This is a genomic window from Kribbella hippodromi (genome assembly GCF_039531045.1).
Taxonomy (GTDB): Bacteria; Actinomycetota; Actinomycetes; order Propionibacteriales; family Kribbellaceae; genus Kribbella; species Kribbella hippodromi.
The window spans coordinates 89,057-105,479 of record NZ_BAAAPH010000003.1 but is presented as its reverse complement, the minus strand read 5'-3'; the positions used below and the strand labels follow the sequence as shown (position 1 = coordinate 105,479).

The window sequence follows — 16,423 nt, the reverse complement described above, 5'->3', positions numbered from 1 at the left end:
GCCGGGCAGTGGAGCTCCTCGTGGCCGCGCGATATGGCAAGCTCTCAGTCCATGGCGACAGGCGACGAGGACCCGCTGGTGAGTTCAGACTATGCAGAGGTAGAGCTCACGGTGATGCCGCTGCGGCGCCGCCGCATCGTGGGTCAGCGTGCGAAGACCACCGGTAGGCCAAAACTTCAGTCGGGGCCTCGGCCACCCGCGACGAATGCGCAACCTCCGGACAGGCAGTCGGATCCGCAACTCTGGGCAGTGCACGATGCGCTACTGCGAGCAGATCCGACAGGAGCGCGTACTGCGGTGGTCTTACGTGAAGCCTTCGATCAGGCTTACGACGGGCAGCGGACGGGACGATGGGACTACACCCAGCTCCTGAAGACGGAAAAGACCCACCTTGGCACGCTGGTCGAGATCTGGCTTCAGCGCGAGTTCAAGTTTTCTGACGGTGACGAGCTTGATTACAAGATCGCCGGCCAGGATGTTGACGCGAAATGGTCTCGAGACCTGTACGGCTGGGAGATCCCGCCAGAAATGTATTCGCGTGGCGACAAGCTCGCGATGGTCGTATGGGCGAATGAGTATTCGGCTCGATGGGCGCTTGGCTTGATCAGGATCAGTGAGCTGGTCCTGGTTCCGGAAGGCAAGCAGCGGGACCGCAAGCGTCGCCTGAATGACATCGGAGCGGATTCGGTTCTCTGGGTTCATCGCGGCAAGCCGATGATCAAGAACACACTCCTGCATCTTCCGATGCATATCGTGCAGGAGATTTCAGATGCACCGACCGGTCAGAAGGCAGTGTCCATCCTGTTCGCCCGCGCGCAGGGGCAGTTGATCACGCGTGCGGCCGTCGCTACTGCTGCGCAGCAGGTGGACTCCGCGAAACGAGTACGAGACGCCCGCACGGTGCTCGCTCCGGATGGCATTGTCATCCTCGGTCATTACGATCCGCATCCGCGTATTGCGCGGGACCTCGGCCTGCCAGTTCCGACGCTGGGCCGATTCGTCAGTGCCCGGCTAGTCCGCAGCCGTCCTGGAGAGTCGGAGCCTTCCGCGCTGATTGCCGGAGAGCGGTGGCGGCTCGCCCAGCCAGACGAACCGGTGGAATCTGCACCGCCGCTGCCGAAACAGGGACAGGAATCCTAGGACGGGCCCGGGCCGGGACCTCGCGCGAGCAGCCATCGCCCTGACGCGGTGGTCTAGCGTTCTCGGTCGGGTTGGGTCTTGCTGGGGTGGGGTGGGGGAGCGGTGTTGGTGCGAGGTGTGTTGACGGATTGGTGGGCGGGGGCGACGTTGGCGGCGGCGGCCAGGGCTTTGCGGAGGTCGGGTGGGAGGGATTGGCGGGGTGGGGTGATGCTCGACGACGCGCCGTGGGATCTGAGCGTGGCGAGGCGGACGCCGGTTGCGCGGCCCAGGCGTTTGGCGGCGACCTCGAAGGGGCGATTGTCTTTGCGGTGTTCGAAGCAGATGGCTTCGCGGTACGGGAGGCCGCCGTCTTCGGCCTGGTACTCGCGGTAGACCAGGCGGTGAGACGGGCCGAGCTGGCGGTTTCCGCGGGTTTCGGCGATGACCGGGAGTTTGATTTCGGCGCAGTCGCTGAGGTCGTGATCGAGGAAGCGGAGGCGTTTGCCTTCGAACTGGGCTTCGTCGCCGTTGGCGAGGGCGCGCAGGCCGGCTTTGAGGGCGCGGAGTTCGCGGTCGCGTACGCCGCCGGGCTGGGCGGCAGCGGCGCGGTCGAGGGCGCGGAGGTAGCCGAGCAGTTCGGGATTGACGAGGAGGCGGTACTTCGTCATCTGGGCTTGCGGAATTCGGCGTCGTCAGTGTCGTCGTCGAGGTCCCAGCCGAGTTCGGCGGCGACGTCGTCGAGCGGAACTGAAGGTGCGCCGGGGTTTGCCAGCCGCTGCCGGGCGACCGAATAGGAGGAGTCGAAGCCTTCCTGGTCGGTGGCGGCCTCGGTGAGGGCGCGCCAGACTTCGAACGGGACGACGGCGGCTTCGGGTTGGCCTGCGGCACCGAAGATCAGCGGCTCGGACTTGCCCTCCCGGAACAGCTGCAGGAGAGCCGGAAGATTCGTCGCGGCCTCGGAGGTTGACAGTACCCAGACCGTCGTTCCGTCGGGGAGCTGGTGTTGCGTCTCCTCGGGGTCCATCTGCCGTCCTTCCGTTCGCTCGCCGGCCCGCACCAAAACCTGGGACCTCTCCAGAGCATACGACCGGCTCAGCCCAGGTCCCGGCAGCGCCGAAGCGGCGGCCCTTGGGGGCGGCGCTTCTTCGGGGGGCTGGGGTTAGGTGGTGTGGAAGAAGGTGCGGAGGTCGGTTACTACGTCGGCTGGGCATTCGAGGGCGGCGAAGTGGCCGCCCTTGGGGAAGGTGGTCCAGTGGGTGATGTTGGTGTTGTCTCGTTCGGCCAGGGGGCGGATGGTTTTGAAGTCGTCGGTGAAGACGGCTACGCCGGTGCGGGCGTGGTTGAGTTGGGGTTCGGCGCCGGCGTTGGCCTCTTCGTAGTGGTAGCGGCCGGCGGCGGCTGAGGTGTTGGTGAACCAGTAGAGCGAGACCTCGGTGAGGATCTGCTCCGGGGTGACCAGGCTGGTGCCGTTGCCGAAGTTGTTGAAGAGTTCGTTCCAGGCGAGCTGGCCGAGGGGGGAGTCGGAGATGCCGACGGCAACGGTCTGCGGGCGGGTGGAGTTGATCGCGTTGTACCCGCCGACGGACTGGAACCACTTCAGGTGCTCGAGCGCCGCGTAGTCCTCAGGCGTGAACTTCTCGAACTCGGCCGGGTCGCCCGACGGGAACGAGAAGAGTTGAAGGACGTGCAGGCCGAGGAAGCCTTCGGGGTTCAGTACGCCGAGTTCGCGCGACACCATCGCGCCGCCGTCGGAGCCGTGCGTCCCGTACGAGTCATAACCGAGGCGCCGCATCAGCTTGTCGAACGTACGAGCAACTCGCGCCATCGTCCAGCCGCGGTCCACCAGCGGCGTACTGAACCCGAAACCGGGAATCGACGGTACGACCACCGAGAACGCGTCCGCCTCGTCGCCACCGTACGCGACCGGGTCGGTGAGCGGGCCGATCATGTCCAGGAAGTCCACGAACGAACCCGGGTACGTGTGGACCAGCAGCAGCGGCGTCGCGTTGGCGACCTTGGACGGGACGTGGATGAAGTGCACGGTCTGGTCGTCGATCTCGGTCAGGTAGTGCGGGAAGGCGTTCATCCGCTCCTCCTGCGCGCGCCAGTCGAAGTTGTGCTGCCAGCGGACGACCATCTCGCTGAGGTACTGGTTCGGGGTGCCGTAGTCCCAGTTGTCGCCGGGCGCCGCTTCCGGCAGCCGGGTCCGGGCGAGGCGCGACTGCAGATCGTCCAGGTCGGCCTGGTCGATGGCGACGGTGAAGGGCCGGATGCTCTCGTTCGTGTTCATGGCTCTACCGTAGAATCCGTATAGGAACATTAGATTCCTAATTGGGAGATTGATTTTGCTCGAGACTTCGCAGCGGTTGCTGGCCCTGCTGGCGTTGCTCCAGACCCGTCCGGCCTGGACCGGTACCGAACTGGCGGCGCGGCTCGAGGTGAGTACGCGCACGATCCGCAACGACATCGACCGGCTGCGCGAGCTGGGGTACCCGGTGGACGCGACCCGCGGACCGGCCGGGCATTACCAGCTGGGCGCAGGCGCGAAGCTGCCGCCGTTGCTGCTGGACGACGAGGAGGCGGTGGCGGTCGCGGTCGGTTTGCGTACGGGTACCGGCGTCGTCGGACTGGGCGAGAGCAGTGCCCGTGCATTGACCAAGCTCCAGCAGGTCCTTCCGCATCGCCTCCAACGCCAGGTGAACGCGATCAACACGGCAATAGAGAAGGGCCCCGACAACACCCGGTCGAACATCGATGCCCCCGAGATCGATCCCGGCGTACTGTCCGCGATCGCTGCATGCATCCGGGACGAGCATTACCTTCGCTTCGAGTACGTCGTACCCGATGGGGTGTCGATGTGGAAGGCGGGATCGAGCGTCACGGCGGACCTGCCGATCCTGGTCGAGCCGTACCGGTTGGTGAGTTGGCACGGGTACTGGCATCTCGTCGCGCGGGACGAGCGGGCGGAGTGGCGTACGTACCGGGTCGACTGGATGTCGTTGCGGATGGCAACAGGTCGGCGGTATCAGCCGAGGCCGATGGTCGATGACGCGTACACCGACTTCGTCCTTCGGGACGTGGCGTCGGCGGGATGGAAGGTGCATGCGCGGATCACCGTGTACGCGCCGGCGGAGCAGGTGGTTTCGCGTATCCATGCGGCGGTCGGAGTGGTGGAGTCGGTTGACGAGAACACCAGCGTGCTGGTCACCGGAGCGGATTCGTACGAGCTGATCGCCGTGTACATCGGGATGCTGGGCCTGGATTTCCGTGTCGACGGGCCGCCGGGGCTGGTCGCGCACCTCGAGCTGGTGGGCAACCGTTATCTGCGGGCGATCGGCGAACCGAAAGGCGCTAAGGACAGGTAGTGCACCGCCGAGACGCCGTACACCCGATCGCCTTCACGCTCAGGTGCACTACCCAGCCGCCGACTACTACCTGTCCTTCGGTACCCCGAGACCGGCGTTGCGGGCCTGGATGATGGTGGTGGCGCGGTCGGCGGTGCCCAGTTTGGTGAAGATCGTGGAGACATTGTTGGCGACCGTCTTCGCGGCCAGGTCGAGGCGGGCGGCGATCGCGGTGTTGGTCAGGCCGGCGGCGAGCAGGTCGAGGATCTGGCGTTCGCGGGCGGTGAGGTCCGGGAACGGATCGCTGGTTGGGGGCGGGGCGGCGAAGAAGCCGAGTACGCGGCGGGCGACGCCCGGGCCGAAGATCGCCTCGCCGGCGGCGACTGCCCGGATCGCGCGGGCGATCTCCTCCTGTTCGGCGCCTTTGACCAGGTAGCCGCGGGCGCCGGCGCGCATGGCGGCGAACACCGAGTCGTCGTCCTCGAACATGGTGAGTACCAGGACGGCGACGTCCGGAGCTGAGCGGGCGAGTTCGCGGGTGGCCGCGAATCCGTCGAGGTCGGGCATCTGCAGGTCGAGCACGGCAACGTCCGGATGGGTGGTGACGACGGCGCGGATCGCCTCCCGCCCGGTGGACGCGACCGCCACCACCTCGATCCCGGGCAGCGAGGTGAGTAGCGCCTCGAGCCCGGCGCGTACGACGGGATGATCGTCCGCGAGCACAACCCGAACCACACCGGTCTGATCAGTCACCGAAGCTCCCAACAGGCCGCGACCCGCCCGGTGCGGTTCCGATCGGGAAACAGGCGTGAACTTGGCCGCCGGTGGGGGTGGGGCCGGCTTGGAGGGTGCCGCCTAGTTCGGCGGCTCGGTCGTGCATGGCTTGGAGGCCAACGCCTGGGGTCCACGGGCCGGTCGAGGGGCCGTTGTCGGTGAGGCGGAGGTCCAGGTTGGGGGTGCAGCGGAGGGTGAGTACGGCGGAGGTGGCGCTGGAATGACGGGCAACGTTGGTCAGCGCCTCGGTGGCGATGCGGTACGCGGCGACCTCCAGCGCGGCCGGAAGCGGTGGTAGCGCGTCGGCGGAGAGCCGGACCTGGATCGCGGTTCCGTCGGCGCGGAAGGACAGGTGGTCGCAGCGCTGGCGAAGGGCGCCGACCAGGCCGAGTTCGTCGAGTGCGGGTGGGCGTAGGTCGTCGACCAGGCGGCGTACGTCGGCAATCGCCGCTCTGGTGTCCGCGCGCAACTGTGTGAGCAGCTCGACGGCACGAGGAGTGTCACTGGTGATCAGATTGGCCGCCGCGTCGGCGCTGAAGGCTACGCCGGTCAGCGTTGGGCCGAGGCCGTCGTGAAGGTCCCGCCGTAGCCGTCGGCGCTCCTCTTCGCGCGCTGCCACTAGGCGTTCGCGCGATGACTGTAGCTCTGTGGACAGGCGGGTCGCGTGGACGGCGACTGCTAGCGGTACGGCGACTAGGTCAAGTACTCGGTGGTCGGCTGGGGACAGACCGGACTCACCTGACCGGACCCCCGCCTGCAGCACCCCTACCACTTCACCTCCGTATGACAGGTCCAACGACACCACCTTCCCGCCGAATGATGCGGCGGTTGAGGCTACTGGCTCGCCGTTGATGGTTAGGGCTGTGTACGGGAGGCGGAGCGCGGAGCGGATGGCCGCGACTACTCCGGGGAGGCCGGCTGAGGTGGGGTTGGAGAGTTGTTCGCCTACGCGGGAGGCGACTCGGGCCGGGTCGTGGCGGTCGCCGTAGAGGGATCTGTCGACCAGGCGCTGCAAGCGGGGCAGTACTGGCGCGATGATCAGTGCGACGAAGACCGTGACCGCGGCGGATCGGCCGACCTGTGAGGTGATCAGCGAGTCCAGTACGGCGACCAGCGCCGCGTAGATGCCGATGGCAACCAAGGACAGCAGCGCCCAGGTGAGTGCTCGGGATACGACGAGGCGGATGTCGAGTAGTTGGTACCGGACGATCGCCACGGTGACTGCGATCGGGATCAGCGGAATCGCCAGCAGGACAAGGATCGGCGTACCGGCGACGAAGGCCCATGGGGTCACGAAGAGCAGGGCGATGATGCACGCCAACAGCAACCACAACAACTGTCGACGCCCGGTCTCGTCGGCGCGGCGGTACCTGATCGCGAGGCACGTGACAGCCAATAGAAGAGCAGCCAGGTTGCGTACCTCGGTCGCTGTCCACAGCGGTTGGAGGCTGTCGAAGGACGGGATTGTCAACAATCCGCGTGGTGAATCGGGCGATACCGGTTCGCCGCTGCCTGCCATTTCGAGTACGAAGAGCGGTGAGGTCACGATGATGCCGATCGCCGCCCAGCGCCAACGTGGTGACAGCAGGCGACCGTTCGGGAACAGCAGTAGGGCGAGCGGGAGGAACAGTCCGATCGACCAGGGCCAGGCTGCGAGCGAGAGGGTGACGAGAGCGCGCTGGGCGTCGTGGTTGGTGACGATGTGGGCGAACGTGTCGGCGAGTGGCGTCGTCGCGTGGCCGATGCCGTCGGCGAGGAAGAGCCAGCCAATCGGGTTAGCCGGCCGGTACCAGGCGATCACCGCGCCACACAGCCCGAAGGTGAGTCCCATCAGACCGTTCGTCACCACAAACGAGTCGACCAGCCGCGCCCAGCCCCACCCGATCGACACCCCATAACCCACCGAAACCAGCACCTCGGCAACCACCAACCCCATCAACCCAACAACCAACCCCCGCCACCCACCACCAGCCCCACCACCGCCGGTACGCGCGCCCTCGCCGATCTGCCCGCCGCTGGTACGCGCGTCCTCGCCGGTCCGCCCACCACCGGCGGCTGCACCACCGCCGGCGGTTGTGCTCCCGCTGGTTGTACCGCCGGTGGGCGCATCATCAGCTCCACGGTCGGCTGGCCCACCACCGTCGACTCCGGCCTCGGTTCCACCACCGCCCAGTCGTCCGCCGCCCTGTCGTCGGCTGTCGTCGGGTCGTCCGCTGCCGCCCTGTCGTTCACTGTCGTCGGGTCGTCCACTGGCGCCCTGTCGTTCGCTGCTGCCCAGTCGTCCACCGTCGTCCGTTTGTCCACCACTGCCGAGTGCACCGTCGGGTCCGCCGGTGGCGGTTGGGCCGCGGTTGGGTTCGGCGGGGGCCGGGGTTGGTGGGGTGTGCATAGGGGCAGTGTGCGGCAGATTTCTCCCGGCGTCTCGGGATCGGGGTCCTGGGTTGGGCGGGGAACTGCCTGCGGGTGGGGGACGCCATGCCCAGGCTGGCGGGTCGCGGCGGGGCGACGGTGGTCGGACAACAACCGAACGAGGGGGTACGGAAATGTCTGGAAAGAACCGTTTCGGTCTGGTGCTGCTCGGACTGCTCGCCCTGATCGACGTGGCCTCGCCGCTCACCACCGATGGCGATCACCCGCCGATGAGCATCGCGATCGGCGCCGCGGTAGCTGGTCTGACCAGTCTGGTGCTGGTCGGGTACGCGTGGCGGGGCAAGCGCGGGGCGGTGGCGCCGTTGATCACCTTGCGGCTCGCGTCGGCGCTACTGGCCGTACCAGCATTCTTCGCGTCCGGCGTACCGACAGCGGCGGTCGTCGCGGCCGGTATCGGTGTCGCGGTGACGATCATCGGGGTTGTGGCGGTGCTGCTGCCGTCCCGTGAGCTGGCAGGTGCCCAATGACGCGAACGGCAAAGACGCCCTCGAGCAAACGACACGACTCCACGGGGGTTGAGCAATTAGCAGGTGTTGAGCAGCCAGCGGGAGTTCAGCAATCAGCAGGAGTTGAGCAGCCAGCGGAGGTTCAGCAACCGGCAGGAGTTCCGCCGTCAGCGGGTGTTGAGCAGCCAGCGGCAGTTCAGCAATCAGCAGGAGTTGAGCAGCCAGCGGGAGTTCAGCAACCGGCAGGAGTTCCGCCGTCAGCGGGAGTTGAGCAGTCAGTGGGCGTTCAGCAGTCAGTGGGCGTTCAGCAGTCAGCGGGCGTTGAGTGGTCAGCGGGGGTTCAGCAGTCGGCAGGCGGTGAGCAGTCAGTCGGAGTTCAGCAATCTGCTCCGGGTGGGCCGGCCGCGAGCACGGCGCGTGCGGACGTTCGGCCGGTGTGGCGGTGGATGGCGGCGCTGGTCTTGCCAGTTGGCCCGGCGGCGGTCGCGTTGCTTCGGTACCTGCTGCCGTACAACACCACCGACGACGCGCCGTCGATTGTCAACAAAATCGTGGGCGATCTCGGCCGCAGTTCGCTGGTCATCTGGCTGGCGTACGTCGCGATCCTCACGCTGGTTCCCGGCGCGTACTTCGTCGGTCGGTTGACGCGCCGCAGTACGCCCTGGCTGACCGGCATCGCGCTCTTCCTGATGGTCCCGGGCTACCTGTCCTTGCCCTGGACCGCGTCGAGCGACGTGTTCACTTGGTCGGCGGGTACCGCGGGGCTCGATCCGGCCATGATCACGAAGGCGGCCGAAGCCACGCACGGCTCGACTGATGTGGCCGGGCTGGTGTTCGTGGTCGGACATGTGGTCGGCACTGTCCTGCTCGGGATCGCGATCTGGCGTTCCCGGATCGTGGGCCGCTGGGCGGCGCTGGCGGTGGCAGTGTCCCAACCGATCCACTTCGTCGCCGCGGTCGTGGTCAGTAGTCACCTGCTGGACCTGATCGGCTGGGGACTGCAGGCTGTGGGGTTCGCCTCGGTGGGGTGGGCGATCCTCCGGATGCGCGACGACGAGTGGCAGCCGGTGCCCTGACCGACACGATCAGGACAGCGGACAGGACGAGCGCCCCGCCGAGCCATTGCGGCCCGGTGAGGTGCTCGCCGAACACCACGGTCGCCGCGACCACCGTCACCACCGGTTCGAAGATCGACAGGATCGAAGTGACGGACGGTCCGACCCGGGCCATCCCGGCGAAGAACAGCAGGATCGCGGCGACCGTACTGATCAACGCCACCCCGAGCAGCCACACCCAGCCGATCGGCGCGAACCCGAAATCCGTTCCACCACGGAGGAAACTCATCAGTACGTACGTCCCGAACGCGCCGGTGCAGACCAATGCGGTGAGAGCGAGTGGTGGCATCTTGAGCGAATCGCCGACCAGGATGTACCCGGTATAAACGATTGGTGCGCCCAACGCCAACAGCACGCCCGGCAAGTCGAATCGCGCGCCGAGCGCTCCGCTGAGTACAAGACCGATGCCGAGCAGTGCGGTCGCCAGCGCGAGGACTCGGCGGCGTGATGCGGTTTCGCGGCGGAGCAGGATCGCCGTACCCATGACGAGGATCGGGTACAGGTACAGGATCAGCGCGACGAGTGAGGCGTCGATCCGGGCGAGGGCGGAGAAGTACAGGGCGGATTGAGCGGCGTACCCGACCGCGCCCATGCCGACGCCGGTGAGTACTGCCCGGCGGGGCAGCCCGCGAAGCGCGCCGCGGGCCAGTGCGATCGTCAGGAGGAGTGCGCCGGCGACGCCGAAGCGGACGAGGAGCAGCGCGTCGACCGACACCCCCGCGTCGTACGCGAGTTTGCCGAAGACGGCCATCACCCCGAAGGCGGCGGCGGACAGCAGACAGAAGAGGCGTCCCACAGAGTCGATGGTCGGACCAGTGGACCGTTCACGTCTATCGCAGCTTCCCGGACAATATCGTGAAGCTAAACTGAACAAATAGATCGCGCTGGGTTCGATGCACCGGAATCGGCCGGGGTTCGGCGGGCTGGGTCGTACGGGCCGGGTGGTCCAGCCCCCGGGTCGACGGCCCGGATCGTGCGGGGCCGGGGTCGTGCCGGGCCGGGGCGGCGGGTTGGGTCGGTGGGCTGATTGGCGGCTGGGTTGGGAGGGGTGGGACAACGATGGATTTGCATCGGTTGCGGTTGTTGCGGGAGGTGCGGGGGCGGGGGACTGTGCATGGGGCGGCGCGGGCGCTCGGGTACTCGCCGAGTGCGGTTTCGCAGCAGTTGGCTGTGCTGGAGCGGGAGACCGGGACGCGGCTGCTTGAACGGGTCGGCCGGAATGTGCGGTTGACGGCGGCCGGTGAGGTGCTCGTACGGCATGCGGGTGTGCTGCTGGAAGGGGTTGAGGCGGCCGAGGCGGAGCTGGCAGCGGTGGCGGCCGGGCGGGTGGCGGGCGTGGTGCGGATCGCGTCGTTTCAGTCGGCGTTCATTCGGGTGGTCGCGCCGGCGATTCGTAGCTTGGCGGGTACGCATCCGGAGATCCGGGTTGAGGCCTCGGAGCTGGAGGTCGAGCAGGCGGTGCCGGCGTTGCGGTTGCAGCAGTTGGACGTGATCGTCGGCGATGAGTACGACGGGCAGCCGCGTCCTATTCATGCGGATCTGCGGCGCGAACCTCTGCTCCGGGAGCAGATCCGGATCGTGCTGCCTGCGGATCATCAGGAGGCGAAGGCGGAGCGGGTTCCGCTCGTGAATCTCCGTGAGCTCGCTTGGGCCGCGTGCCAGCCCGGGACAGGGCATCGGGAGATGACCGTGCGGGTTTGCCGGGAACTCGGTGGATTCGAGCCAGACGTCCGGTACAGCTCAGACGATTTCCTGATCCTGCTCGAGCTGGTACGCACGACGGGCGCCGCCGCGCTACTCCCAGACCTCGTCATCCGGGCCGGCAGAGAACCCGCCTCCGTGACAGAACAAGCGCACCGCAAGGAAGGTGTCGCCCCACGCAGGGTAGGCACAGCCGGCCGTGAGACGGGCATGGCTCTAGGCGGGGCAGGTGTCGCCGTACGCCTGGCGGCCGAGGGGGAGGTTGCCAGGGAAGTCTTCCTGCTCACCCGCCGCACCCGAACCCCCGCAGTGGCAGCAGTAGCCGCCGCGCTAACCACCGTCGCGAACAGCTGATTCAGTCACCCAGTCCACTGGTCAGACCAGTGCAGGAGGTACTGGTCGGACCAGGTGGTTGGGGTTATCGGCTCGACCGGTGGGTCCAGGTCAGGCTGGTGTGGGTGTTGGTGGTTGGGTTGTATTCGCAGGCGGCTGCGCCTTGGTAGCCGGCGGCTGTGAGGGCGTCGAGGGTTTCGTCGATCGGGAGGGTGCCGGAGCCGGGTTCGCCGCGGCCGGGGGAGTCGGCCAGCTGGACGTGGGCGACTGGGACGGTGGACGCGGTGGCGACCAGGTCGACGCCGTTGCTGCCGAGGTGGAAGGTGTCGAAGAGCAGCGAGAGGTTCTCGACGTCGTGGAGTGGTCCGTTCAGGAGCTCGAGTACGTCATCCGCGGTGAGCAACGGATAGCTGCCGTTCAAACCTTTGGTCAGTGGCTCGATCAGGACGGTTCCGCCGACGGCGTCGACCGCTGACGCGGCTGACCGGATCGCGTCGACCGCGGTTTTCGCCTGGTCCTCCGGTGACCAGCGGACGTCGAGTTGCCCGTACAGGAGGTTGAACAGTCGGCAGCCGGTTCGCTCGGCGATGCCGACCATGGCGCGTACGTTCGCCGCGAGCTGTTCTTGCCGATCCGGATGGGACGCGACGCCGCGTTCGCCGGTGGGGAGGTCGCCGCCGTAGAAATTCAGTGCGCCGAGGGATACGCCGGCCGCTGAGATCGTCCGGAGGAAGTCGTCGAGCTCGGCCGGCGAGGGGTCGGGGTCCGCGAACGGCCACCAGGACTCGACCACGCGGAAGCCGGCCTGCGCGGCGGCGGCGAAGCGGTCCGGGTAGGGGAGCTCGGTGAAGAGCATCGAGACGTTCGCACTCAGTTCGAGGCCGCGGTAGTCCATGGCGAGGAGACTAACATCAGCTCTTGCCAGTCGTGCATTCTTGTCTAACAATCTACGGACCAGCACATCCTGGCGACTCCGGAGGCGCGATGCACACCGATTCCGATCCTGATTGGCCGGCGGCCGCGACGCGGTGGGCGCAGATCACCTTGGCGGAGGACGACCCCGAGCACTTCGATGCCGACTTCTGGTTGCGGCTGATGCGGGACAGCAAGGCCAACGCGACCTGCATCAGCGCGGGCGGGTACGTCGCCTACTACCCGACCGAGATCGAGTACCACTACCGCAGCAAGTACCTCGCCGGCACCGACCCGTTCGGCACCCTGGTCGACGGCGCCCGCGGTCTGAACATTAAGGTGATGGCCCGCGTTGACCCGCACGCGATTCACGCCGACGCCGCCGAGGCGCATCCGGAATGGCTTGCGCGTGATCGCGACGGCAATCCGATCGAGCATTGGGCGTACCCGGGCATCTGGCTGACCTGTGCGTTCACGCCGTACCACCGCGAGTTCAGCACCGAAGTGATCCGCGAAATCGTTCGCGAGTACGGCGTCGACGCGGTGTTCGCGAACCGGTGGGAAGGCTATTACGGCATCTCCTACAGCGAAGGCGCCCAGAAGTCGTTCCGCGACGAGACCGGACTGGACTTGCCGGACCGGGAGCACGGTGAACGCTGGCCGGAGTACGTCGCGTGGCGCCGGCGGCAGCTCGGCGAACTTGTCGGCATCTGGGATCGCGCGGTACGGGACCTGCGCCCGAACGCTCGGTTCATCCCGAACATGGGTGCGCTCGCGGCCCGTGATCTGGCCAGTGAACTGGCCGAACCAGTCGCACCGCTGTTCATCATCGACAAACAGGGCCGGCACGGGATCGAGGCGCCGTGGTCGGCCGGCCGGAACGGCAAGCGGAACCGGGCCGTCTTCCCCGATCGCCCCGTGCAGCTGATCACCTCGGTCGGTCCGGAGCACAAGTACCGGTGGAAGGACTCGGTCGCGCCGGTCGAGGAGACGAAGACGTGGATCGTGGACGGGTTCGCGCACGGTGCGATGCCCTGGTTCACCAAGTTCAACGCGAGCGTGCCGGACCGGCGCTGGGTGCAGCCGGTGATCGAGGCGTTCAACCTGCACGCGGACGTCGAGCCGGTGCTCAAAACGATGCGGATCACCGCCGAGGTCGCGCTGCTGGACCCGACCCGCATCGGCGAATTGCGGGCCGGTGACAACGATCACGAGGACGGCTTCTACCAGGCGCTCGTCGAGGCACGGGTCCCGTTCGAGTTCGTGTCTGACCAGTTGCTGACGCCGGAACGGCTGAGCGAGTTCAAGGTGATCGTGCTCGCGAATGCGGAGCAGCTCGGCGACGAACAGTGCGCGGCGCTGCGTACGTACGTGGCGAACGGTGGTTCCTTGGTCGCGGCGTACCAGAGCTCGCTGTACGACGAGAACGGTGCGCCCCGCTCCGACTTCGGTCTGGCCGACGTACTGAACATCCACCTGACCGAGCCGAGCCGCCCGGTGCAGAACAACTACATCGCGCTGACCGACGCGCATCCGCTCAACGCCGGGTACGAAGGTACGACCCGGATCATTGGCGGTACCCACATCATCGGGATCGAGTCGGACGCGACGGCGCCCTTCCGGTTCATCCCGGACTTCCCGGATCTGCCGATGGAAGAGGTGTACCCACGGGCTGCACCGGACAAGCCGGCGATGGTTTGTACCGAGAACGCGCGGGGCGGGCGGACGGTGTACTTCCCGTTCAACCTCGGCGCGCTCTTCTGGGAAGCACTGCAGGCCGATCATCAGAAGCTGATCGCGAACGCGGTCGGATGGGCGCTCGGCAAGACACCGGATGTGACGGTCGAAGGCGCCGGGCTGGTGGACGTGGCCGTGCATCGCGGCGAGACCGGCGTGGCCGTTGCCTTGGTCAACCTTACGAACCCGATGGCGATGCGCGGCCCGATCCGCGAGACGTTGCCGTTGCCACCGCAAACCGTGTCGATCGCGGTTCCTGCCCAAAACGTGAAGGTTCGGTTGCTGGTGGCAAGCGTCGAGGTCGAGGCGGCGGTGGTTGACGGGCGAGTTGAGGTCGAGATCCCGACAGCCGGGCTGCTCGAGGTCGTCCACGTCGATTGGAGCGACGCATGAGGATCGGGTTCATCGGGTTGGGCGTGATGGGGCGGCCGATGGCGGACAACCTGCTGGCCGCCGGACATGAGCTCGCGGTGTACCGCGGGCGGACCGATCTCGCCGCGGTCTTGTGCGGCTCCGCGAAGGAAGTCGCGGAGCGGTCCGAGGTCGTGATCTTGATGGTGCCGGATACGCCGGATGTTGAGTCGGTGCTGTTCGCGCCGGGCGGCGTGGCCGAGGGTTTGCGGGCCGGATCCTTGGTGCTCGACATGAGTTCGATCTCGCCGACGGCGACGGTCGGGTTCGCGCAGTCGATCGAGAAGCTCGGATGTGACTATCTCGACGCGCCGGTGTCGGGTGGCGAGGTCGGTGCGCGAGCGGGGTCGCTGACGATCATGGTGGGTGGACGGCCTGAGGTGTACGAGCGGGCGCGGCCGATTTTCGAGGTACTGGGCAACAATGTCACGTTGATCGGTGCGGCCGGCGCTGGGCAGACGGCGAAGGTGGCCAATCAGATCATCGTTGGATTGACCATCGAAGCTGTTGCCGAAGGCTTGTTGTTTGCCGAGCGGGCGGGCGCTGATCCGGCGGTGGTCCGGCAGGCGCTGATGGGTGGTTTCGCTGGTTCCCGAATCCTTGAGGTACATGGCGAGCGGATGGTGCGGGAGGCCTTCGAGCCCGGGTTCCGGATTCGGTTGCATCGGAAGGATCTCGGGCTGGCGGTGCGGGCGGCGGCCGAGCTGGATCTCGCGTTGCCGAACACAGCGGCGACGCAGCAGTTGATGAACGCCGCGATCGCGGATGGGGACGGAGACCTGGACCACTCCGCGTTGTACCGTACGTTGCGCCGGGAGCGGACATGACTGCCTCTCAAACCCGCAACACAGGGACGAAGCTCTGGTGGCAAGAACCCTTCCGGATGTTTCAGACGAACTTGCGGGAGGTCGACGCGGGTCTGGACGTCGAGAAAGTGCTCGACGATCTGGAGGAGTTCGGCGCCGACACCTGGTTGCTGAGCGTCGGCGGCATCCTCTCCAACTACCCGACGGACCTGGACTTCCAGACCCGCAACCCGTACTTGTCCGACCGCCCGTCCGGTGACCTGGTCGGTGACGCGGTCCAAGCCGCGGCGCGACGCGGGATTCGCGTGATGGGCCGGATGGACTTCTCCAAGATCGACGACCGGCGCTCCGAGGCGCATCCGGAGTGGTGCTTTGTCGGACCAGGCGGTGCGCGGCAGAAGTACACTGGTCTGACCAGTGTCTGCCCGAGCGGCGACTACTACCAGGTCAAGCTGTTCGAGGTACTGGACGAGGTGCTCGACCGCTACCCGCTGGACGGCTTCTTCTGCAACTGGATGTCGTTCAACGAGGTCGACTACAGCCGCGCGTACCACGGGGTCTGCCACTGCGTCGCCTGTCATGAGCGGTACGACGGCGTGCTTCCGGCGGATCGCGACGCGGCCGGGTACGCGGACTGGCAGCGCTTCGCGAAGGGCGTACTGGCCGAGCTGACCGGGCGAATCCGGGACCACCTAGCGAGCCGCCGGCCGGAGGCTCCGCTCGTACTGGGCGATCAGGCCGACATCGTCTTCCACGAAGCGAACAACGCGGTCGGACGGCGGCTGTGGCATCACCGCACCAGCGAGAGCGTGAGCGCGGCGAAGACGTACCGGCCGGCGGTTCCGGTGCTGACGAACGCGGTCGGGTTCGTCGACATGCCGTACCGATTGGCGAGTGAGGACCCGCTGCACTTCGCGCAGTACCTCATCCAGGCGATCGCGCGCGGAGCGAATCCGTCCACGTACGTGATGGGCACGGCAAAGTACGAATGCCTGGAGATCGCGAGTGAGCTGACCCGGTTCCATCGGGATCACCAGGAGGTCTACCGCGAGCTCGTACCGGCCGCGGAGACGCTCTTGGTGAGGCCCGAAGGGGAGCGAGCCGAGTTCGAGGGTCTGTACTTGGCGCTGCTGCAAGGCCACGTCCCGTTCGACGTACTGCCGCTGGATCGCCTCGGCGAAGTGGACCTCGCCCGTTACCGAACGGTCGTCCTGCCGGACCTCGGCCCGATCGACCTAGGTGACTTCGCCGGCCGGATCATTGCCACCGGGCGTACGCAGCCGGCGCAACTGCCC

General features: G+C 67.1%; 14 protein-coding genes. 7 read left to right on the top strand and 7 right to left on the bottom strand.

Annotated elements, in window-relative coordinates; genetic code table 11:
- Window positions 1–51: 51 nt before the first annotated feature.
- On the top strand, window positions 52–1,140 hold the full coding sequence (locus ABD260_RS05335; protein WP_344232194.1) for a NaeI family type II restriction endonuclease: 1,089 nt from the start codon (window positions 52–54) through the stop codon (window positions 1,138–1,140).
- 53 nt (window positions 1,141–1,193) lie between these two features.
- Here the strand turns inward: ABD260_RS05335 and ABD260_RS05330 are convergent, their stop codons facing one another.
- From ABD260_RS05330 to ABD260_RS05320, 3 genes are all read right to left on the bottom strand, one after another.
- On the bottom strand, window positions 1,194–1,787 hold the full coding sequence (locus ABD260_RS05330) for a hypothetical protein (protein ID WP_344232193.1): 594 nt from the start codon (window positions 1,785–1,787) through the stop codon (window positions 1,194–1,196).
- A complete protein-coding gene (locus tag ABD260_RS05325; protein WP_344232192.1) occupies window positions 1,784–2,143 on the bottom strand; it encodes a hypothetical protein in 360 nt (119 codons plus the stop codon). The genes ABD260_RS05330 and ABD260_RS05325 overlap by 4 nt, the downstream gene beginning before the upstream one ends.
- 135 nt (window positions 2,144–2,278) lie before the next feature.
- On the bottom strand, window positions 2,279–3,409 hold the full coding sequence (locus ABD260_RS05320) for an epoxide hydrolase family protein (RefSeq protein ID WP_344232191.1): 1,131 nt from the start codon (window positions 3,407–3,409) through the stop codon (window positions 2,279–2,281).
- 55 nt (window positions 3,410–3,464) lie between these two features.
- Here ABD260_RS05320 and ABD260_RS05315 point away from each other — a divergent pair, with 55 nt between their 5' ends.
- On the top strand, window positions 3,465–4,484 hold the full coding sequence (locus ABD260_RS05315; protein ID WP_344232190.1) for a helix-turn-helix transcriptional regulator: 1,020 nt from the start codon (window positions 3,465–3,467) through the stop codon (window positions 4,482–4,484).
- Window positions 4,485–4,550: 66 nt separating this feature from the next.
- On the opposite strand, the gene ABD260_RS05310 is transcribed toward ABD260_RS05315, so the two are convergent.
- A complete protein-coding gene (locus ABD260_RS05310; protein WP_344232189.1) occupies window positions 4,551–5,216 on the bottom strand; it encodes a response regulator in 666 nt (221 codons plus the stop codon).
- Complete coding sequence (locus tag ABD260_RS05305) at window positions 5,209–7,173, bottom strand: sensor histidine kinase (RefSeq protein ID WP_344232188.1); 1,965 nt, start codon at window positions 7,171–7,173, stop codon at window positions 5,209–5,211. Before ABD260_RS05305 ends, ABD260_RS05310 begins: the two co-directional genes overlap by 8 nt.
- A gap of 607 nt (window positions 7,174–7,780) precedes the next feature.
- Between ABD260_RS05305 and ABD260_RS05300 the strand changes: the two genes are divergently transcribed.
- Together ABD260_RS05300 and ABD260_RS05295 are read left to right on the top strand one after the other, a co-directional pair.
- On the top strand, window positions 7,781–8,134 hold the full coding sequence (locus tag ABD260_RS05300; protein WP_344232187.1) for a hypothetical protein: 354 nt from the start codon (window positions 7,781–7,783) through the stop codon (window positions 8,132–8,134).
- Between the two features lie 425 nt (window positions 8,135–8,559).
- Window positions 8,560–9,189, top strand: coding sequence for a hypothetical protein (locus ABD260_RS05295; protein ID WP_344232186.1), 630 nt, complete (start codon window positions 8,560–8,562; stop codon window positions 9,187–9,189).
- Here the strand turns inward: ABD260_RS05295 and ABD260_RS05290 are convergent.
- Window positions 9,077–10,024 carry a DMT family transporter gene (locus ABD260_RS05290; protein ID WP_344232185.1) on the bottom strand — a complete coding sequence of 316 codons (948 nt, stop codon included), beginning with the start codon at window positions 10,022–10,024 and terminating at the stop codon, window positions 9,077–9,079. The two genes, ABD260_RS05295 and ABD260_RS05290, sit on opposite strands and share 113 nt — an antisense overlap.
- A 263-nt stretch (window positions 10,025–10,287) precedes the next feature.
- Between ABD260_RS05290 and ABD260_RS05285 the strand changes: the two genes are divergently transcribed.
- Window positions 10,288–11,283, top strand: a complete 996-nt coding sequence (locus tag ABD260_RS05285; protein WP_344232184.1) for a LysR family transcriptional regulator — start codon at window positions 10,288–10,290, stop codon at window positions 11,281–11,283.
- 64 nt (window positions 11,284–11,347) lie between these two features.
- Here the strand turns inward: ABD260_RS05285 and ABD260_RS05280 are convergent, their stop codons facing one another.
- Complete coding sequence (locus ABD260_RS05280; RefSeq protein WP_344232183.1) at window positions 11,348–12,157, bottom strand: hydroxypyruvate isomerase family protein; 810 nt, start codon at window positions 12,155–12,157, stop codon at window positions 11,348–11,350.
- A gap of 89 nt (window positions 12,158–12,246) precedes the next feature.
- Between ABD260_RS05280 and ABD260_RS05275 the strand changes: the two genes are divergently transcribed.
- A complete protein-coding gene (locus ABD260_RS05275; protein WP_344232182.1) occupies window positions 12,247–14,304 on the top strand; it encodes an alpha-amylase family protein in 2,058 nt (685 codons plus the stop codon).
- Window positions 14,301–15,149 (top strand): 2-hydroxy-3-oxopropionate reductase, encoded by an 849-nt coding sequence (locus ABD260_RS05270; RefSeq protein ID WP_344232181.1) that lies wholly within the window; start codon window positions 14,301–14,303, stop codon window positions 15,147–15,149. The genes ABD260_RS05275 and ABD260_RS05270 overlap by 4 nt, the downstream gene beginning before the upstream one ends.
- Window positions 15,150–16,423: the final 1,274 nt, after the last annotated feature.